The sequence below is a fragment of the Lacticaseibacillus suilingensis genome (assembly GCF_016861845.1).
GTDB classification, from domain to species: domain Bacteria; phylum Bacillota; class Bacilli; order Lactobacillales; family Lactobacillaceae; genus Lacticaseibacillus; species Lacticaseibacillus suilingensis.
Map to the genome: position 1 here is coordinate 23,011 of NZ_BOLV01000013.1, position 17,511 is coordinate 40,521.

General features: G+C 53.5%; 21 protein-coding genes. 19 read left to right on the forward strand and 2 right to left on the reverse strand.

Annotated features, from left to right (window positions below; translation table 11 throughout):
* Positions 1–54: 54 nt before the first annotated feature.
* Positions 55–1,416 carry a Mur ligase family protein gene (locus JUF11_RS08770; RefSeq protein ID WP_204119268.1) on the reverse strand — a complete coding sequence of 454 codons (1,362 nt, stop codon included), beginning with the start codon at positions 1,414–1,416 and terminating at the stop codon, positions 55–57.
* A gap of 160 nt (positions 1,417–1,576) precedes the next feature.
* Between JUF11_RS08770 and JUF11_RS08775 the strand changes: the two genes are divergently transcribed.
* The 6 genes from JUF11_RS08775 (at position 1,577) to upp (ending at position 7,213) form a co-directional block, all read left to right on the forward strand.
* Positions 1,577–2,155 carry a thymidine kinase gene (locus tag JUF11_RS08775; protein WP_204119269.1) on the forward strand — a complete coding sequence of 193 codons (579 nt, stop codon included), beginning with the start codon at positions 1,577–1,579 and terminating at the stop codon, positions 2,153–2,155.
* Between the two features lie 24 nt (positions 2,156–2,179).
* The gene (gene prfA / locus JUF11_RS08780; protein WP_204119270.1) at positions 2,180–3,259 is read left to right on the forward strand and encodes a peptide chain release factor 1; all 1,080 of its coding nucleotides are present in this window, start codon (positions 2,180–2,182) and stop codon (positions 3,257–3,259) included.
* Complete coding sequence (gene prmC / locus JUF11_RS08785) at positions 3,252–4,082, forward strand: peptide chain release factor N(5)-glutamine methyltransferase (protein WP_204119271.1); 831 nt, start codon at positions 3,252–3,254, stop codon at positions 4,080–4,082. The genes prfA and prmC overlap by 8 nt, the downstream gene beginning before the upstream one ends.
* A gap of 15 nt (positions 4,083–4,097) precedes the next feature.
* The gene (locus JUF11_RS08790) at positions 4,098–5,114 is read left to right on the forward strand and encodes an L-threonylcarbamoyladenylate synthase (RefSeq protein ID WP_204119272.1); all 1,017 of its coding nucleotides are present in this window, start codon (positions 4,098–4,100) and stop codon (positions 5,112–5,114) included.
* 124 nt (positions 5,115–5,238) lie between these two features.
* Complete coding sequence (gene glyA / locus JUF11_RS08795) at positions 5,239–6,471, forward strand: serine hydroxymethyltransferase (RefSeq protein WP_204119273.1); 1,233 nt, start codon at positions 5,239–5,241, stop codon at positions 6,469–6,471.
* A gap of 112 nt (positions 6,472–6,583) precedes the next feature.
* Positions 6,584–7,213, forward strand: a complete 630-nt coding sequence (gene upp / locus JUF11_RS08800; RefSeq protein ID WP_125581431.1) for a uracil phosphoribosyltransferase — start codon at positions 6,584–6,586, stop codon at positions 7,211–7,213.
* 597 nt (positions 7,214–7,810) lie between these two features.
* On the opposite strand, the gene JUF11_RS08805 is transcribed toward upp, so the two are convergent.
* Positions 7,811–8,035, reverse strand: coding sequence for a hypothetical protein (locus JUF11_RS08805; RefSeq protein ID WP_204119274.1), 225 nt, complete (start codon positions 8,033–8,035; stop codon positions 7,811–7,813).
* A 70-nt stretch (positions 8,036–8,105) separates the two neighbouring features.
* Between JUF11_RS08805 and atpB the strand changes: the two genes are divergently transcribed.
* The 13 genes from atpB (at position 8,106) to JUF11_RS08870 (ending at position 17,439) form a co-directional block, all read left to right on the forward strand.
* On the forward strand, positions 8,106–8,828 hold the full coding sequence (gene atpB, locus JUF11_RS08810; RefSeq protein ID WP_204119275.1) for a F0F1 ATP synthase subunit A: 723 nt from the start codon (positions 8,106–8,108) through the stop codon (positions 8,826–8,828).
* A gap of 18 nt (positions 8,829–8,846) precedes the next feature.
* Positions 8,847–9,059 carry a F0F1 ATP synthase subunit C gene (gene atpE, locus JUF11_RS08815; protein WP_125581425.1) on the forward strand — a complete coding sequence of 71 codons (213 nt, stop codon included), beginning with the start codon at positions 8,847–8,849 and terminating at the stop codon, positions 9,057–9,059.
* A gap of 38 nt (positions 9,060–9,097) precedes the next feature.
* Complete coding sequence (atpF, locus tag JUF11_RS08820; protein WP_125581423.1) at positions 9,098–9,589, forward strand: F0F1 ATP synthase subunit B; 492 nt, start codon at positions 9,098–9,100, stop codon at positions 9,587–9,589.
* Positions 9,576–10,121, forward strand: coding sequence for an ATP synthase F1 subunit delta (atpH, locus tag JUF11_RS08825; RefSeq protein ID WP_204119276.1), 546 nt, complete (start codon positions 9,576–9,578; stop codon positions 10,119–10,121). Before atpF ends, atpH begins: the two co-directional genes overlap by 14 nt.
* An 18-nt stretch (positions 10,122–10,139) precedes the next feature.
* On the forward strand, positions 10,140–11,654 hold the full coding sequence (atpA, locus tag JUF11_RS08830; RefSeq protein ID WP_204119277.1) for a F0F1 ATP synthase subunit alpha: 1,515 nt from the start codon (positions 10,140–10,142) through the stop codon (positions 11,652–11,654).
* An 11-nt stretch (positions 11,655–11,665) separates the two neighbouring features.
* Positions 11,666–12,595 carry a F0F1 ATP synthase subunit gamma gene (locus JUF11_RS08835; RefSeq protein ID WP_125581417.1) on the forward strand — a complete coding sequence of 310 codons (930 nt, stop codon included), beginning with the start codon at positions 11,666–11,668 and terminating at the stop codon, positions 12,593–12,595.
* A gap of 24 nt (positions 12,596–12,619) precedes the next feature.
* A complete protein-coding gene (atpD, locus tag JUF11_RS08840; RefSeq protein ID WP_204119278.1) occupies positions 12,620–14,080 on the forward strand; it encodes a F0F1 ATP synthase subunit beta in 1,461 nt (486 codons plus the stop codon).
* Between the two features lie 20 nt (positions 14,081–14,100).
* On the forward strand, positions 14,101–14,541 hold the full coding sequence (locus tag JUF11_RS08845; RefSeq protein ID WP_373301047.1) for a F0F1 ATP synthase subunit epsilon: 441 nt from the start codon (positions 14,101–14,103) through the stop codon (positions 14,539–14,541).
* An 870-nt stretch (positions 14,542–15,411) separates the two neighbouring features.
* Positions 15,412–15,648: a DUF1146 family protein gene (locus JUF11_RS08850; RefSeq protein WP_125581411.1), complete on the forward strand. Its 237-nt coding sequence runs from the start codon at positions 15,412–15,414 to the stop codon at positions 15,646–15,648.
* Positions 15,649–15,725: 77 nt separating this feature from the next.
* On the forward strand, positions 15,726–16,715 hold the full coding sequence (locus tag JUF11_RS08855; RefSeq protein WP_125581409.1) for a rod shape-determining protein: 990 nt from the start codon (positions 15,726–15,728) through the stop codon (positions 16,713–16,715).
* A 14-nt stretch (positions 16,716–16,729) separates the two neighbouring features.
* Complete coding sequence (locus tag JUF11_RS08860; protein WP_204119279.1) at positions 16,730–16,900, forward strand: DNA-directed RNA polymerase subunit beta; 171 nt, start codon at positions 16,730–16,732, stop codon at positions 16,898–16,900.
* 26 nt (positions 16,901–16,926) lie between these two features.
* The gene (gene yidD, locus JUF11_RS08865; protein WP_373305867.1) at positions 16,927–17,196 is read left to right on the forward strand and encodes a membrane protein insertion efficiency factor YidD; all 270 of its coding nucleotides are present in this window, start codon (positions 16,927–16,929) and stop codon (positions 17,194–17,196) included.
* 15 nt (positions 17,197–17,211) lie between these two features.
* The gene (locus JUF11_RS08870) at positions 17,212–17,439 is read left to right on the forward strand and encodes a DUF2969 family protein (RefSeq protein WP_204119281.1); all 228 of its coding nucleotides are present in this window, start codon (positions 17,212–17,214) and stop codon (positions 17,437–17,439) included.
* Positions 17,440–17,511 lie beyond the last annotated feature (72 nt).

The following is a 17,511-nucleotide window of genomic DNA, read 5'->3' on the forward strand; positions in this document are numbered from 1 at the left end:
AAAACAGCGGACCTTGTGCTTCCATTTCGGAAGGGCAAGGTCCGCTGTTGTGATTTAGAAGCCTGCTTTGATGTAGCCGGCTTGGCTGAATTTTTGCCGCATCTGCAGCACTGCGGTGTAGGTGGCGAGCAGATAGATCTGGTTTTCGTCGACTTGCTTCAGGTAGTCGATGACGTCGTTCAGATCTGGTTTGGTGGCCAAGGCATCATCCGGCACGCCGGCCACTTGCATGCGAAAGGCGATATCGCGATAACGTTCGCCGCCGACCATGTAAGACGTCGCCAGACCGCTTTGCACCAGCTGTTCCAGATTACCATCCCAGATCCAAGAGGTGTCGGTACCATCGGCATAATTCGCATTCAGTAGCATGGCAAAGGCAAAAGGCTTTTGCTGATGCTGAATCATGCTGAGCACTTCGTTGAGGCCCACCGGGTTTTTGACCAAAATCAGGGTCACGGTTTTGCCGTTAATGCTGATTTGTTCTTGTCGGCCAAAGACCTTCTCGGCTTCACCAAAGGCTTGACCGATTTCTGCTGGGGTGATCTCAAACGCCGCGCCCACCGCGTAGGCGGCTAGGGCATTGTAGATGTTGTACGTGCCGCCAATGGGCAGGTGGTACGGGTGACCATCAATGGCAAAATCCGAGCTGGTGGGGGTTTGCGCCGCCACGCTGGTGACCTGGTGGCTCAGCACTGGCCGCTTGAAACCGCAGTTCGGGCAGAAGAAACTGCCGAGGTTGCTGTAGGTGATGCCATGGTAGTGGAGAATATGCTCACACACCGGGCAGAGCACGCCATCGGTATTGGCCGGGGCGAAAATATCATGGTTGGCTTCCGCGGCCAATTCAAAGCCATAGTATTGCAGCGGGTTGGCCAGTTCCCGGGAGCTGAAAATCGGCGCGTCACCATTGGCAATCACCAAGGCGTCGGGATTGGCTTTGACGCCTTGCAGGATTTTGTCATAGGTGGTGTAAAACTCACCATAGCGGTCCATTTGATCGCGGAAAATATTGGTCATCACAAAGGCCTTGGGGTGCAGGTAATGCGCCACGGCTTTGACGTTGGCTTCATCGACTTCCAGCACCGCGATTTTACGCTTGGCGCCAGCTTGCTTTTTGTGCGCGAAGTAGGCACCGATGATGCCTTGCAGCATGTTGCTGCCGGTGGGGTTGGTGAGGATATCATCATATTGCTGGCTCAGGACTTTGACAATCAGCGCCGTGGTGAGCGTTTTGCCGTTGGTGCCGGTGACGATAATAGTTGGCCGGTCTTGGCCTAATGCCCCAAGGACGTCAGGGTCGATGCGGGCCGCCAGCTTGCCGGGATACGCCGAACCGCCATGGCGGAAGCGGTGCAGGTACCAGTAGCTGAAGCGTCCAGCCAAAATGGCGAAACGTGATTTGAGAGAAATTGTCATCGCAGTCGCGACCTCTTTCGTGTAAGTTTCTTGTCGCGTACTATCATAGCATAGGATGCCGGCAAATCCGGCAGGGCCGGTGTTAATTCCCTTAAGATTCCGTTATACTAGGAAAGGTGAATTTTTAGCGGCCGCGATTGGGCCGCGTAGGAGGTTCCGCATGGCACAATTATTCTTTCGCTATGGCGCAATGAATTCCGGTAAAACCATCGAGATTTTGAAAGTCGCGCATAACTATGAAGAGCAGCACAAACAAGTGATTATTCTGACTTCCGCCGTGGATGATCGCGCTGGTGTCGGAATGATTTCCAGCCGTATCGGCATGGAGCGGCCGGCGCATCCGGTGCAAGATAAGACCAACATTTTTGACTTGGTCAAGCAGATGAACCCCAAGGCCGCCTGCGTGCTGATCGATGAGGCGCAGTTTTTGAAGAAGCACCACGTCTTTGAATGTGCCCAAGTCGTGGACGAGCTCGGTATTCCGGTGATGGCATTCGGCTTGAAGAATGACTTCCGCAACGAGTTGTTCGAAGGATCGCAGTACCTGTTAACTTACGCCGACAAAATCGAAGAAATGAAAACCATCTGCTGGTTCTGCGCCAAAAAAGCGACCATGAACCTGCGCGTGCATGATGGCAAGCCGGTGTATGAAGGCGAGCAAATTCAAATTGGCGGCAACGAGAGTTATTTCCCGGTCTGCCGGCATCACTATTATTTTCCGCCGCAGCAGTTAGCCTAAGCGGCATCAAGCAAGGAGGAGCCAATGGATAAGATTTTTGCCCAATTAGATGGCCTGCTGGGCCGCTATGAAGAGCTGGAAGAGCTGATGAGCGATCCCGCTGTCATTAACGACACCAAGCGTTACATGGCCTTATCAAAAGAAGAAGGCGGCATGCGCGATGTGGTGGCCGCTTATAAGAAGTACAAACAGGTCAAAGCCGATTTAGCCGAAAGCGAAGCGCTGTTGCGTGAAAGCAAGGATCCGGACATGCAGGAGCTGGCCAAAGAAGACCTGGCTAGCTTGACGGAAGAACAGGCGACGCTGGAAGACGACATCAAAAAGTTGATGCTGCCTAAAGACCCCAACGATGACAAAAACATCATCATGGAAATCCGCGGTGCGGCTGGCGGCGATGAAGCCAGTTTGTTCGCTGGCGATTTGCTGACGATGTATATGAAGTACGCTGAAAAGCAAGGATGGACCACCGAAATTATCGATGAGAATCCCACCGAAGTCGGCGGCTACAAAGAGGTTTCTGTCCTGATTACCGGGCAAAACGTGTACTCCAAGCTGAAGTACGAAAACGGGGCGCATCGCGTGCAACGTGTGCCCGTCACCGAATCCGCCGGTCGCGTACACACCAGTACCGCCACAGTTGGCGTTATGCCGGAGTATGATGAAGTGGACCTTGAAATCGACCCCAAGGACATTCGCACCGATGTGTACCGTTCCAGTGGGGCTGGTGGGCAGCATATCAACAAAACCTCCTCGGCGGTGCGGATGACGCACTTGCCGACCGGGATTGTGGTGACCATGCAAGACCAACGATCCCAGCAGCAAAATCGCGCCAAGGCGATGCAGATTTTGCGCAGCCGGGTCTACGATTTTTATGAAAGCCAAAACGAAAGCCAGTACGCCGAAAAACGGAAAACCGCGATTGGTACTGGTGATCGCTCGGAACGCATTCGCACCTATAACTACCCGCAAAACCGCGTTACCGATCATCGCATTGGGTTAACCTTGAACAAGCTGGATCGCATCATGAACGGCGAGCTTGATGAAATCATCGAAGCGCTGATTGTCCAAGATCAAACCAATAAGATGGAACAAATCGATGGCTGAGACCTATGATCAGCTGCTACGCCACGCCAGTGCGGCACTGACGGCGGCAGGCATTGAGTCAGATGGCGCCCGGTATGTGCTGGAAATGCGCAGCGACTTTACACCCAGCCAGCTGCGACTGCATGCCCGCGACGCCGTACCAGCGCCAGTGGCCAAGCAGTTTGAAGCTGACCTGCCGCGGCTGCTGAACAATGAGCCGCCGCAGTACATTGTCGGCGTGGCGCCGTTTTACGGCGATCTGTTTCAAGTCACGCCGGCGGTGCTGATTCCGCGCTTTGAAACCGAAGAACTGGTAGCTTGGGCCGCCGCCGAGCAAACCCAGGCCCAAACCGGCCTAGATGTTGGTACTGGTAGTGGCGCCATTGGGTTGACTTTGGCCAAGCAATTGCCGCACACGGCCATGACCCTCAGTGATGTTTCCACTGCGGCGCTGGCCGTGGCCAAGCGCAATGCGACCAGTCTCAAGCGCCAAGTGACCTTGGTCCAAAGCGATTTATTTGCGGCGCTGCCTGCACGGTATGACTTTATCATTGCCAATCTGCCTTACATCAGCCGGCGTGAAACCTCGGTGATGGATGCCAGCACCTTGGCTTTTGAACCGGCGTTGGCACTGTTCGCCGCGGATGATGGCCTGGCGCTGTTTGAGCGGTTTGTCGCTGAAGTGTCCAATCACCTCAGGCCACAAGGCAGTGTGTACTTAGAATTTGGCTACCAGCAGCAGCCGGCGTTGGCCGAGTTGTTTGCTCGGGCATTGCCGCAGGCCCAAGTGACGTTCCGCCGCGATTTGGCCGGAAAGCCGCGGATGGTGAAGTTAGTTATTTAATGAAGGAAGCTAATCATGGAAACCAAAGTATTTAGCAAGGAAGAAATCGCTGACGCGGCAGCGTTGATCAAGGCTGGCGAAGTGGTGGCCTTTCCCACCGAAACGGTTTATGGGCTTGGAGCGGATGCCACGGATCCGACTGCTGCCGAGAAAGTCTTTCAGGCCAAACACCGGCCGGCGGACAATCCCTTGATTGTCACCGTTGCTGATCCAGCCATGGTGGCCAAGTTCGCCACCATTACGCCGGCGGCCAAGCAACTGATGGCAGCCTTTTGGCCAGGGCCGCTGACCATTATCTTGCCCATTATTCCTGGAAAACTCTCGATGATTGTCACCGGCGGTTTGCAAACCGCGGCCTTTCGCATGCCAGCCAACGCCTTGACTCGCGAGCTGATCACGCTGGCAGGGCGGCCGATTGTCGGGCCTTCAGCGAATTTGTCTGGTAAGCCTAGCGGCACGCGGCCGGCGCATGTGTTGCATGATTTTGACGGCGCCATTGCTGGCGTCTTGGACGATGGCCCGACCCAGGTTGGGGTGGAGTCGACGGTGATTGATATGACCGCCAACCCACCAGCGATTTTGCGGCCCGGTGAAATCACCGCAGCCCAACTCGAGCCCATCATTGGTCCGGTGCAAACGGATCAGCATAAAGTTGGGGCTAATGAAACGCCGAAAGCGCCGGGGATGAAGTATAAGCATTACGCCCCCAATGCCCAGGTGGTGATTGTGGATCATCCGGCAGACTGGCCGCTGGCGCTGCAGTGGGCGGTTAAGCAATCAGCTCCGTACGGCGTGCTGGCCACCGATGAGCTGCTGACGCAGGTGCCAGCGGCAGTGCCGACGTATTCGCTGGGGGAAGATTTAACCTCCGCCACCCATAATCTGTTTGCGGGGCTGCGCTGGTTTGACCTGCATCCCACCGTCAAACTGATTTTAGCGGAGGCCTTTTCACCCACTGGGTTAGGGGCAGCCTACATGAATCGCCTGAACAAGTCGGCAGGGAATACCCACTTTGACCGCGACACTCAGTGATTTGATTGTTATAATGAGAGCTGTGAAACTGGCAGCTCTTTTTTTGTTGGTTTCGGGCAAGACTGGCTTTTGCGTTTATTTTCTGAAAAAATGCTGAGTTGTGGCAACTCACGGAGGTAGGCACATGGACTTTAAAGCGTATGACCCTGCAGTGTTCACTGCAATCGAGAATGAAGAGAAACGGCAGCAGCACAATATCGAATTGATTGCCTCAGAGAACATCGTCAGTCCGGCGGTGCGGGCCGCACAAGGCAGCGTTTTGACCAACAAATACTCAGAAGGCTACCCGAAGCACCGGTATTACGGTGGTAATCAGTTCATCGATGAAATCGAGCAGATTGCCATTGACCGGGCGAAGGAATTGTTTGGCGCCGAGTTTGCCAATGTGCAGCCGCACTCAGGCTCGCAGGCGAACATGGCCACTTACCGCGCCTTCCTCAAAGATGGGGACAAGGTGTTGGCCATGGATCTGACCGATGGCGGCCACTTGACGCATGGTAGTCCCGTGAGCTTCTCTGGCCAAACGTATCATTTCTATCATTATGGCCTTGATCCGGAAACCGGGTTGCTGGACTATGCCAAGATCTTGGAACAGGCCGAGGCCGTGCATCCGAAGCTGATTGTCGCTGGGGCCAGTGCTTACAGCCGGGCCATCGACTTCAAGCAGTTCCGCGACATCGCTGATCACGTGGGGGCCTTTTTGATGGTCGACATGGCGCACATTGCCGGCTTGGTTGCTGGCGGTGTACACATGAATCCAGTGCCTTATGCCGATGTGGTCACCACCACGACGCATAAGACGTTGCGCGGCCCGCGTGGCGGCATGATTTTGGCTAAAAAGGAATACGGCAAGGCCATCAACTCCGCCTTGTTCCCAGGTATTCAAGGGGGCCCACTGGATCATGTGATTGCCGCTAAGGCCGTTGCCCTGGGCGAAGCGATGCAGCCAGACTTCAAGAACTATGCGGCTCAAATCGTCAAGAACATGCAAGCGATGTGCGAAGGCTTTGCAGAAGACCCGAAGTTGAAGATGATTTCCGGCGGCTCTGACAACCACATGGTGCTACTTGATGTCACTGGCTATGGCTTGACTGGCCGCGATGTCCAAGACCTGCTGGACTCGGTGATGATCACCGCCAACAAAAACCAGATTCCTGGCGAGCAAAACGGACCGTTCAAGACTTCCGGTCTGCGCGTAGGGACCGCGGCGATTACCACCCGCGGTTTTAACGAGGAAGATTGCAAGGAAGTGGCACATCTGATTACCGCCGCTTTGACTTACCGCGATGATCAAGAAAAACTTGATGAGATTCGCCAATCTGCTCTTGCACTGACCGGGCGTCATCCTTTATCATAGGAAAGGTTACGGCATGATGCCGGATAGCAAGTAAACAATGCTGTAATCGCGACTGCTTTCGTAGTCGCGATTTTTGTAAGCTTGCGCCACATTTAAAGGAGGACCTTTCTGCATGGGCAAATTTACGGTTTTGAACCACCCACTGATTCAGCACAAGTTAACCTTGATTCGAGACAAGAATGCTGGGACTAAAGAGTTCCGGGAAATTGCCAACGAAATCGCCGAGTTGATGGTTTATGAAATCACGCGTGACTTACCATTGCGTGATGTTGAAATCGAAACGCCAATGGGCAAGACAGTTCAAAAAGAACTGGCCGGCAAAAAGCTGGTCGTTGTGCCAATTCTGCGCGCAGGCTTGGGCATGGTTGACGGCGTTTTGCGTCTGATTCCAGCGGCAAAGGTCGGCCACGTCGGCATGTACCGCGACGAAAAAACGCTGAAGCCGCATGAATACTTTGTCAAAATGCCAGCGGATATCGATCAGCGCGACATGGTGATTGTTGATCCCATGTTGGCCACTGGCGGCTCCGCCAACATGGCCATCGAAGCGCTGAAGAAGCGTGGCGCGACCTCAATTCGCCTCGTGGTCCTGGTGGCCGCACCAGAAGGCGTCAAAGTGGTTCAACAGGAAAACCCAGATGTCGACATTTATGCGGCAGCCTTGGATGATCATTTGAACGAAAATGGTTACATCGTCCCAGGTCTCGGCGACGCCGGCGACCGCCTGTTCGGCACGAAGTAAGAAAGGCTGCGAAGGTCGGCGGGCTTAGCGTGACGAGTAGCCTAGCTCATAGCCCTGCCGGCGCCTTTTGCCCGTGAGGTTATGAGCGTAGCTAATCGCTCGCCCGTTGCCGCCCGGAGCGCAACTATAAAGCAGGCTGCGGAGGACGACCGCATTTAGCCGGATGGCTAGCCTAGCGCCACGCATTGCCGGCGGTTTTTGCCGGCGAGGCGTGGCGCGTAGCTAGACATTCCGGCGTTGGTCGCCCGGAGCGCAACTAAGCAGGCTGCGGAGCGGGGCGAATTTAGGATGACGGCTAGCCTAGCTCAACACATTGAAGCCGTACTTCGGCTTCGAGGTGATGAGCGTAGCTAGACGCTCATCCGTTGCCCCGTGGAGCGCAACTAAAGGCTGTGCAGTTATCGGCAACCACTCGCCGTTCAACCCAAATACCCAGACAATGTGACTTTAATCACACTGCTTACAAAGCGTCTTGGCTTGTGCCAAGGCGCTTTGTTCGGCTATGATGCAAGTAGCCTACCGCCGCTGCGCATGAAAGCTAGCACCGACTCAGTTTTTCGTTCAGGTCGTCCCGGACATTTACAGAAAAACAGCATTTTAAGCGGTTGCCTTGTTTTCAATTTGACTGACATTTTCAACCGGGTTGGCCAAGTTTAACCATGAAGCCGCTTTCTGTGTGAAAATCGTAATGAAAAGGGTTTGCAAAAAGTGATGAAAATCAACCGGCGTGCTTTGTTTTTTCATGCAAAAGGTGATAGAGTATTGAGTGTGTTTTGAAGGATGAGTATCCGGAAATCCGCAATTTTGACTGCGCTTGCGCATGCGCATGCCCCGCGATTAACGCCCGTACATAGGCTTGCGTGGACGGAGTCGACTTAAGGAGGTGAATTCTGTGAACGAAAGCTATCCCGTGGTTAGTTTTATGGGTCTGCGGTTTAACTTAGCGAATGATTTGGCGATTTTGATCTCTTGCATTCTGATTTTTGCGTTGGTGTTTTGGCTTGCTCGCAAACCAACGCTGCGTCCGAATGGTCGGCAGAACGTGCTCGAATATCTGATTGACTTCACCAATGGCATCGTCAAACAAGCGATGCCAGGGAAGGAAGGCAATCGTTTTGGTCTGTTTGCCTTTGTTTTGTTCCTATTCGTTTGGGTGAACAACCAACTAGGGCTGTTCCTTCAACTCGATGTTGGTGGCAAAACTTGGCTGCGGTCGAGTACTGCTGATCCCATCATCACGTTAAGTTTGGCGATGATGGTGCTGGTGCTTTCACATTTCTTTGGGGTCGTCTTTAACGGCACCAAAGGTTATCTGCGTGAGTACGTTTCGCCAGTCGCTTTTCTGCTCCCCATCAACTTGATTGAAAACATCACTAACTTTGTCACCTTAGCATTACGACTTTACGGGAACATTTACGCCGGTGAAGTGTTACTGCTACTGATCCGCCAGCTCGCCTTTTCGGGGCACGGGCTGCTCGGTGGGGTATCCTTCATTGGTGGCTTCGCGATCGAAGTGATTTGGCAAGGGTTCTCAGTCTTCATTGGTACGATTCAAGCGTACATTTTTGTTACCTTATCAACGGTCTACACGTCTGAAAAGGTTATTTCTGATTAATCATTAGGAGGATAAATCATGCAATATCTCGCTGCATCTATCGCCGCAGGCATCGCTGCTTTCGCGGCTTCATATGGTAACGGTAAGGTTATTTCCAAGGCCCTTGAAGGGATGGCTCGTCAGCCAGAAGCAACCGGCAACCTGCGTTCCACCATGTTTATCGGTGTTGGGCTGATCGAAGCCGTGCCGATCATGGCTATCGTTGTTGCGTTCATGCTTGTTTTGAAGTAGTTCGCCCAGCGGCAAATTAAGAAAGGGGAATGATTCACATGGCAACTTTTGGTGATACGCTCTTTCTACTCGCCGCTTTCGCTGTTTTATTAGTACTGGTTGGGACTTTTGCTTGGAAGCCAGTGACCAAGATCATGGCCGAACGTCAGGATAAGATCGATAGCGATCTGGATTATGCTGACCAAACACGCCAGGACGCCCAGAAGATGGCGGCCCAGCGCGAAGCAGAACTGAAGAGTTCCAAGGAAGACGCCGTTAAAATCGTCTCGCAGGCGAAGGAAAATGGCGAAGCACAGCGTCAGCAGCTGGTGGCTAATGCGCAGGCAGAAGTCACGAAGTTGAAGGCCAATGCAGACAAGGATATTGCCCAACAGCGGCAAGACGCTTTGAATGCGGCCCAAAAAGACGTTGCTTCCTTATCTTTGGCCATCGCTGAAAAGCTGATTGCGAAGGAACTTGACCCAGCCGCACAGCAAACATTGATTGATCAATACATCAGTGAGTTAGGTGACGCCAATGGCAGTCACTGATCGCGATGCCGCACCACGCTACGGGAAGGCGTTGTTCGAGGTTGCCCAAGAACAAGACCAACTCCAAGCGGTGCATGAAGAAGTCAATGAGCTGCAGGCAGTACTGAAACAAACCCCTGAGCTGCTTTCGGCTTTGACTAGCAAAAATCTCACTGCTGCCGACAAGGACCAATTGCTTAGCATTTTGCTACAATCACGGTCTGATTTGGTCACGCAGTTGGTGGGGATTGTGCAAGCCAATGGTCGTTTAGGTGGCCTCGCAGCGGTCTTCGATGATTTCGAAGCGCGCTACGATGTTGCTAATGGCATTGTGAAAGCGGTCGTGACGACTGCTGTGGCGATGTCGGATACGCAGCTTCAGGCGATTAAACAAGCCATTGCTACGAAGTTAAACGCGCAAGCCGTAGAAGTAACGCCGATCATCGATCAAAGTATCGTTGGCGGCGTTAAAGTGGTGGCTGATGATGTTGTCATTGACGGCACCGTCGCTACCCGGCTGGCCAAGCTTCGGGCAACGCTGCTTAGTAATTAGCGAAACGAGGTGAACCGGATGAGCACCAAGACAGAGGAAATTAGTTCTCTGATCAAGAAGCAACTTGAGAATTACAAAGATGACCTGAACGTTGATGAAGTCGGTACCGTGACCTACGTTGGTGACGGGATCGCCCGCGCGACCGGTCTTAAAAATGCAATGGCGAGCGAATTGCTGCAGTTCAGCAATGGCTCATACGGGATGGCCCAAAACCTCGAAAGTAATGATGTTGGTATCATTATTCTTGGGGCCTTCGATGACATTCGTGAAGGCGACACCGTTAAGCGGACCGGTCGCATCATGGAAGTGCCGGTCGGCGAAAACATGATCGGTCGCGTTGTCAATGCCTTAGGGCAACCCGTTGATGGTAATGGCCCGATTGAAACCACGGACACGCGGCCAATCGAAGTCAAAGCGCCTGGCGTCATGCAACGTCAGTCGGTCACTGAACCTTTGCAAACCGGGCTCAAAGCGGTTGACGCTTTGGTCCCGATTGGCCGGGGCCAGCGTGAGTTGATCATTGGGGATCGTAAAACCGGGAAAACCTCGATTGCGATTGATACCATCATCAACCAAAAAGACCAAGATATGATCTGTGTGTACGTGGCGATTGGCCAGAAGGAATCAACCGTCCGCACCCAGGTTGAAACCTTGAAAAAGTACGGCGCGATGGATTACACCATCGTGTTGACGGCGGGTCCTTCTGAACCAGCCCCAATGCTGTACATCGCTCCTTACGCCGGCGCAGCGATGGGTGAAGAGTTCATGTATAACGGCAAGCATGTTTTGATCATTTATGATGATCTGTCCAAACAAGCCACCGCTTATCGTGAATTGTCCTTGCTGCTGCGGCGCGCGCCAGGGCGTGAAGCTTATCCTGGGGATATTTTCTACACCCACTCCCGTTTGTTGGAACGGGCGGCTAAGCTCTCTGACAAGCTGGGCGGCGGTTCCATGACGGCTTTGCCGATCATCGAAACTCAAGCCGGGGATATCTCCGCTTACATCCCGACCAACGTGATTTCCATCACGGATGGTCAGATTTTCCTGCAAAGCGACCTGTTCTATTCTGGGACCCGCCCAGCGATCGATGCTGGGGCTTCGGTTTCTCGAGTCGGTGGGGACGCGCAGATCAAGGCCATGAAGAAAGTGGCCGGCACGCTGCGGTTGGACCTGGCGTCATTCCGGGAACTGGAAGCCTTCACGCAATTCGGCTCTGATTTGGATGCGGCCACGCAGGCCAAGCTGAACCGCGGCCGCCGGACCGTTGAAGTCTTGAAGCAGCCGGTGCACAAGCCACTGGCCGTTGAAAAGCAGGTCCTCATTCTTTACGCTTTGACCCACGGGTTCTTGGATGCGATTGCGGTGGATGACATCGAATCCTTCCAGCAAGGCCTGTTCGACTATGCGGAAAGCAATGGCGCTGACTTGCTGAAGACGATTCGTGAGACTGGCCAACTGCCAGACACTGATAAGCTCGATGCACTCATCAAGGGTTTTGCTGATGGGTTCACCGGCAGCGCCGCTAAATAAGGAGGTGCCGCATGGCTGAATCATTGATGGATATCAAGCGCCAGATCAACTCGACCAAGAAAACGGGTCAGATCACGCAGGCCATGCAAATGGTCTCCGGCGCCAAATTGAGCCAGATTGAAAAACGTTCCGGGCAATACCAACTGTACGCCGATCGGGTGCGGCAAATCGTGACGCACCTAGCCGCGGCTCAGCTGCTTGAGTTGGAACGCCAGGAAACTGAAGAGTTGACTAATGCTGATGCCAGCAAGCAACACCTTGAAGTGGCATCACTGCTGCAACAACGTCCCGTCAAGAAAACCGGTTATCTGGTCATTACCTCTGACCGCGGCTTGGTGGGCGCGTACAACAGCACGATTTTGAAGGCCATGATGCAAATGATCACCCAAGACCACCAAAACGACGCAGATTACGTCGTGATGGCCGTCGGCGGAGTCGGCGCTGATTTCTTCAAAAATCGCGGCGTTAATCTGGCTTATGAATATCGCGGTGTGTCGGATGTCCCGACCTTTAACGAGGTGCGAGAAATCGTGAAAACCGCGGTGACGATGTTCGATAACGAGGTGTTCGATGAGCTGTATGTGTGCTACAACCACCATGTCAACTCATTGACGTCAGCGTTCCGCGCTGAAAAAATGCTGCCTATCTCTGACCTTGATGCCAGTGAAGTTGCAGACACACCGATCGAATATATCACGGAACCTGATCCGGACGCAGTGCTGGAAGCGATTTTGCCTCAGTACGCGGAAAGCTTGATTTTTGGCGCCATTATGGACGCCAAAACTGCTGAGCATGCCGCTTCAACCACTGCCATGAAGAGTGCCACAGACAATGCCAACGATTTGATTTCCAAGTTATCGACGACTTACAACCGGGCACGGCAGTCGGCCATTACCACGGAAATCACCGAAATCGTCGGTGGGGCCAATGCACTTGAGTAGTAATCAACAGGGAGGACGATTTCATTGAGTAATGCGACTGGTAAAATCGTGCAAGTGATCGGCCCTGTTGTCGATGTCGAGTTTGCACTCGACGCAGATCTACCTGAAATTAACAACGCATTAATCGTTAAGCGCGATGAAGGCAAGGATTTGGTCCTTGAAGTCACCGTTGAACTTGGCGATGGCGTGCTGCGGACGATCGCGATGGATTCGACCGATGGCTTACAGCGAGGCATGACCGTCAAAGATACTGGCGGTTCAATCTCGGTGCCTGTCGGTAAGGATACATTGGGTCGTGTGTTCAACGTTTTGGGTGATCCAATCGACGACGGTGAAGAATTTGGCCCAGACCACCGGCGCGACAGCATCCACCGGGATGCGCCAAAGTTCGAGGATCTGAATACCAGTTCAGAAATCCTTGAAACAGGGATCAAAGTGATCGACCTGCTCGAACCTTACTTGCGTGGGGGGAAAGTTGGGTTGTTCGGTGGTGCCGGGGTCGGCAAAACCGTTTTGATCCAGGAATTGATTCACAACATTGCCGAAGAACATGGCGGTATTTCAGTCTTCACCGGGGTCGGCGAACGGACCCGTGAAGGTAATGACCTTTACTTCGAAATGAAGGAAAGCGGCGTGCTGAAGAATACCGCCATGGTGTTTGGTCAGATGAACGAGCCGCCTGGTGCCCGGATGCGGGTGGCCCTGACTGGGCTGACAATCGCGGAATACTTCCGTGATGTCGAAGGTCAAGACGTGCTGCTCTTTATCGACAATATCTTCCGGTTCACTCAGGCCGGGTCTGAAGTTTCTGCGCTGCTGGGCCGGATTCCGTCAGCCGTTGGTTATCAGCCAACGCTGGCCACGGAAATGGGCCAGTTGCAGGAACGGATTACCTCGACCAAGAAAGGGTCAGTCACCTCGATTCAGGCCGTTTACGTGCCTGCTGATGACTACACTGACCCGGCGCCGGCGACGACCTTTGCGCACTTGGACGCGACCACTAACCTGGAACGTAGTCTGACCCAGCAAGGGATTTACCCGGCGGTTGATCCGCTGGAATCTTCTTCCAGTGCCTTAACGCCAGAAATTGTTGGTAAAGAACACTACGAAGTTGCCACTCGCGTGCAGCAAGTGCTCCAGCGGTACCGTGAACTCCAAGACATTATCTCCATCTTAGGGATGGATGAATTGTCTGACGACGAAAAGGTCACCGTTGCGCGTGCGCGGCGGATTCAGTTCTTCTTGTCGCAAAACTTCAACGTGGCGGAACGCTTTACCGGCCAACCCGGCTCGTATGTGCCAGTTGAAGAAACCGTCAAGGGCTTCAAGATGATTCTCGATGGTAAGATGGATGAGTATCCAGAAGATGCTTTCCGGGCCGTTGGGCGGATTGAAGAAGTGGCGGAAAAAGCCAAGAAGATGGGCTTTGCCCCAGCCGATGATGCGGCTAGCGATGACCAACCAACCCAGGCAGCGGCTAATTAACGCCGCAGAAGGGAGGGGTTATCGTGGCAGAACAAAATGTCCTGACTGTTAACATCGTGACACCGGATGGTTTGGTTTATGATCACCATGCCAGCCTGGTGGTGGTGAAAACCACCACCGGCGATATGGGGATCATGGCTAATCATGAACCGGTTGTTGCACCACTTGTGATCGGGGAAGTGCGCGTTCGCCGCGTTGACAGCCCCGGCCATGAAAACATGATTGCCGTGAACGGTGGCTTCATGGAGATGTCGAACAATGTTTGTTCGATTGTCGCCGACTCTGCCGAACGGGCTCGCGATATCGATTTGACGCGGGCGGAGGCTGCGCGCAAGCGCGCCGAACGCCGCATCGAAGATGCCAAGAGCCATCGGGATCAAGACGAACTGCAACGGGCCCAAGTGGCCTTGCAGCGCGCCATCAACCGAATCCACGTCCGCAAGAGCGGCCTGGGCGGTTAATCAGACCATCAATTCAGCATCGCTTCTGGCGGTGCTGTTTTTGTATTCTGTGGTTGTGGTAGGCGGAGCCGCGGGTTGCGGCGGCGGTGGGCTCCGCTTGGCGGGGGTGCTGGCTGTGCGGCCGGTTCGAGCCGAAAACCGGTCTCGAACCTAAAGTTAAAGCCAGCCTCGCTGCGCTCGCTGCTGTCTTCAACTTTGCCGCGATTAGCTCTGGGCAGCCCTGCGCAAAAACCGCGCCGGTCTGCCTGTCGCTAATCGTTTCACTGCCAGACCCCCGCCAAGCTCCGCCCGCCACCACCGCAACCCGCTTCATAACAGTAGCGTACTACAGGTGACGCTTTCTCCGCAGAGGGTATGGCGACTTGCTTTCTTTTACAGCTATTTCATTGTCAGGCACTTCTGATACGGCCAAACCGAAACCTTTTGTTGAGGTTTCAGTACTTGACTGACTAGGGGGTGTAAACCTTTACCGGAAAAACTATGTTGTCATATGTTTACGGTTCTATTTTCTACGTTTACTGTTATCCAGTGGGTTTCGGTGGTGGGGACGGAGCTTGGGGCGTGAGGCCAGCAGTGAAACGATGAGGACTAGTCAGACTGCGCATTTGGCAGGCTGACCAGTCCTCATCGCGGCAGTTTAGAAGACGCAAGAGAGCGTAGCGACTGCGGCTTCTAAACTAGGTCGGAGACCGACCTTTGGCTCCGACCGGCCGCACAGCAGGCCGCGCGTCCCAAGCGGAGTCACCACCGCCGAAACCCACGACCGACTGAAGCCAGCGTGGTTAGAAAACTATTAATTTCAGTAAACACAGTCGCACTTGTTTGAAAAAATCGGTATAATTTAGACTGCATACGGAAACGGAGGCCACTATGGCGACTGATTTGGGCATTACCGGCGCCTTGACGCTGGTATCACATTTTGTATTTATCATGATCACCTTTCGGCTGCTTTTTGCGCTGCGATTTGATAAATTGCTCAAGGCCGGCCACGAGCGAGAAAGCCAGCTGCTGATGATTTTTTTGGCCATTGCCATCGGCTACAACGTCAGTGAATTTTTCCTGTCGTTGATTACTGCGGCTGGTAGCTTGCAGTACCTGATTCGCTAGTCCGCCTTCGGGCCGGTTCGGCGGCGCGCCGCCTGTGGTATAATCATCAGTTAGGACTGAAATGAGGAGAGAAATTCATGGCAAAAGATATTGGGATCGATCTGGGAACGGCGAACGTTCTGATCAATGTGAAGGGTAAAGGCATTGTGCTGAATGAGCCTTCCGTTGTCGCCATTGATACGCACACTGGCAAGGTTTTGGCCGTGGGGACAGAAGCCTACAAAATGGTTGGCCGCACGCCAGGTAACATCAAGTCCATTCGGCCTCTGAAAGACGGGGTGATTGCGGACTTTGATATCACCGAAGCGATGCTGGAGTACTTCATCAACAAGTTGAACGTCAAGGGCTTCATGTCCAAGCCGAACATTTTGATCTGTGCCCCAACTAACATCACCTCGATTGAACAAAAGGCCATTATTCAGGCGGCCGAAAAGTCTGGCGGCGGTAAGGTCTATCTGGAATTCGAGCCCAAAGTCGCCGCAGTCGGCGCCGGGCTTGATATCTTCCAGCCACAGGGCAACATGGTCATTGATATTGGTGGCGGGACCTCAGACGTGGCCGTGCTGTCGATGGGCGAAATCGTCACCAGCCGCAGCTTGCGGCTAGCTGGCGATAAGATGGACGCCGCGATTGCGGCTTACGTCAAGAACAAGCACAAGCTGCTGATTGGGGAACACACCGCTGAACAGCTGAAAATTCAAATCGGCGCGGTTTACGAAGCCGATCCCGAAAAGAAGATGGAAGTCCGCGGCCGTGATATCGCCACCGGCTTGCCACGTGAGGTGGAAGTCACCTCAGTCGAAGTCCAAGAAGCCTTGCACGACACGATGATCCAAATCGTGGCCGCTGCCAAGGAAGTGCTGGAGAAGACCCCGCCTGAGCTGTCTGCCGACATCATTGATCGCGGCGTCATGCTGACTGGTGGTGGGGCGCTGCTGAATGGCATCAACCATCTCTTTGCCAACGAGTTGCGAGTACCGGTGCTGCTGGCTGATGATCCGCTGGACGCGGTGGCCCTTGGCACTGGCGTATTGCTGGATAACATTGCGCATCACAAACAATATTGATGAGGAGGTCGATCATGCGTTCAGCTTATGCTAAAAGCGTTTTGCGAAAACTATTGATCGGCTTTTTGCTCATTGTGCTGGCGCTGGTGATTGGCGCGATGGTGGGCTATGCCATCAATGGTGGTAGTCCGTTCAAGGTGTTTGCCCCCAGTACCTGGCAGCATATTTTTGACTTTCTGAAGTAGAGGTGAAGGTAGTGCGCAAACTGGCGATGGCGCTAGTGAAATTCTATCAGCGCTTCATTTCTCCTTTGCTACCGGCGAGTTGTCGGTATTATCCGACCTGTTCGACGTACATGATTCAGGCCTTAGCCAAACATGGCGTGATCAAAGGGCTGATTATGGGGATTGCCCGGATTATTCGGTGCAATCCGTTTATCCGCGGCGGCTTGGATCCGGTCCCAGATTTCTTTACCGTGCGGCGCAATCCGGATCCGCATAAGAATCTGGCGGAAAGTGCACAGTTTGATTTTCACCGTTAAAACAAAGGAGTTTTCATGGCAAAAGAACAAAAAATCACCGTCAACCAGGAAGAAGTGACCCGCAACGGCCACACGGTTTCAGTGCTGACAGTGGGTAAAGTCGAAATCGGCTACATTGAACCGGAAGCAGACGGTAAGCATTTTCAGGGCTTCGTGGCTGGTAGCATGCAAGGCAACCGGTTTAAGAATTTGGCCGATGCTGAGAATTATCTATTGAGTGAATACCACCTGCATCGCGCCTAGCGAGCAGGACCACGTCAGCGGGTTGAGCCAGTAGACTCAGCCCGCTTTCTACCAGCTAGCGCTGGGGCGTGA

Bases quoted from the DNA above. Each gene is read 5' to 3' on its own strand.
- JUF11_RS08770 (WP_204119268.1), bottom strand. From the start codon at position 1,416: ATGACAATTTCTCTCAAATCACGTTTCGCCATTTTGGCTGGACGCTTC.
- JUF11_RS08775 (WP_204119269.1), top strand. From the start codon at position 1,577: ATGGCACAATTATTCTTTCGCTATGGCGCAATGAATTCCGGTAAAACC.
- prfA (WP_204119270.1), top strand. From the start codon at position 2,180: ATGGATAAGATTTTTGCCCAATTAGATGGCCTGCTGGGCCGCTATGAA.
- prmC (WP_204119271.1), top strand. From the start codon at position 3,252: ATGGCTGAGACCTATGATCAGCTGCTACGCCACGCCAGTGCGGCACTG.
- JUF11_RS08790 (WP_204119272.1), top strand. From the start codon at position 4,098: ATGGAAACCAAAGTATTTAGCAAGGAAGAAATCGCTGACGCGGCAGCG.
- glyA (WP_204119273.1), top strand. From the start codon at position 5,239: ATGGACTTTAAAGCGTATGACCCTGCAGTGTTCACTGCAATCGAGAAT.
- upp (WP_125581431.1), top strand. From the start codon at position 6,584: ATGGGCAAATTTACGGTTTTGAACCACCCACTGATTCAGCACAAGTTA.
- JUF11_RS08805 (WP_204119274.1), bottom strand. From the start codon at position 8,035: ATGCGCAAGCGCAGTCAAAATTGCGGATTTCCGGATACTCATCCTTCA.
- atpE (WP_125581425.1), top strand. From the start codon at position 8,847: ATGCAATATCTCGCTGCATCTATCGCCGCAGGCATCGCTGCTTTCGCG.
- atpF (WP_125581423.1), top strand. From the start codon at position 9,098: ATGGCAACTTTTGGTGATACGCTCTTTCTACTCGCCGCTTTCGCTGTT.
- atpH (WP_204119276.1), top strand. From the start codon at position 9,576: ATGGCAGTCACTGATCGCGATGCCGCACCACGCTACGGGAAGGCGTTG.
- atpA (WP_204119277.1), top strand. From the start codon at position 10,140: ATGAGCACCAAGACAGAGGAAATTAGTTCTCTGATCAAGAAGCAACTT.
- JUF11_RS08835 (WP_125581417.1), top strand. From the start codon at position 11,666: ATGGCTGAATCATTGATGGATATCAAGCGCCAGATCAACTCGACCAAG.
- JUF11_RS08850 (WP_125581411.1), top strand. From the start codon at position 15,412: ATGGCGACTGATTTGGGCATTACCGGCGCCTTGACGCTGGTATCACAT.
- JUF11_RS08855 (WP_125581409.1), top strand. From the start codon at position 15,726: ATGGCAAAAGATATTGGGATCGATCTGGGAACGGCGAACGTTCTGATC.
- JUF11_RS08860 (WP_204119279.1), top strand. From the start codon at position 16,730: ATGCGTTCAGCTTATGCTAAAAGCGTTTTGCGAAAACTATTGATCGGC.
- yidD (WP_373305867.1), top strand. From the start codon at position 16,927: ATGGCGCTAGTGAAATTCTATCAGCGCTTCATTTCTCCTTTGCTACCG.
- JUF11_RS08870 (WP_204119281.1), top strand. From the start codon at position 17,212: ATGGCAAAAGAACAAAAAATCACCGTCAACCAGGAAGAAGTGACCCGC.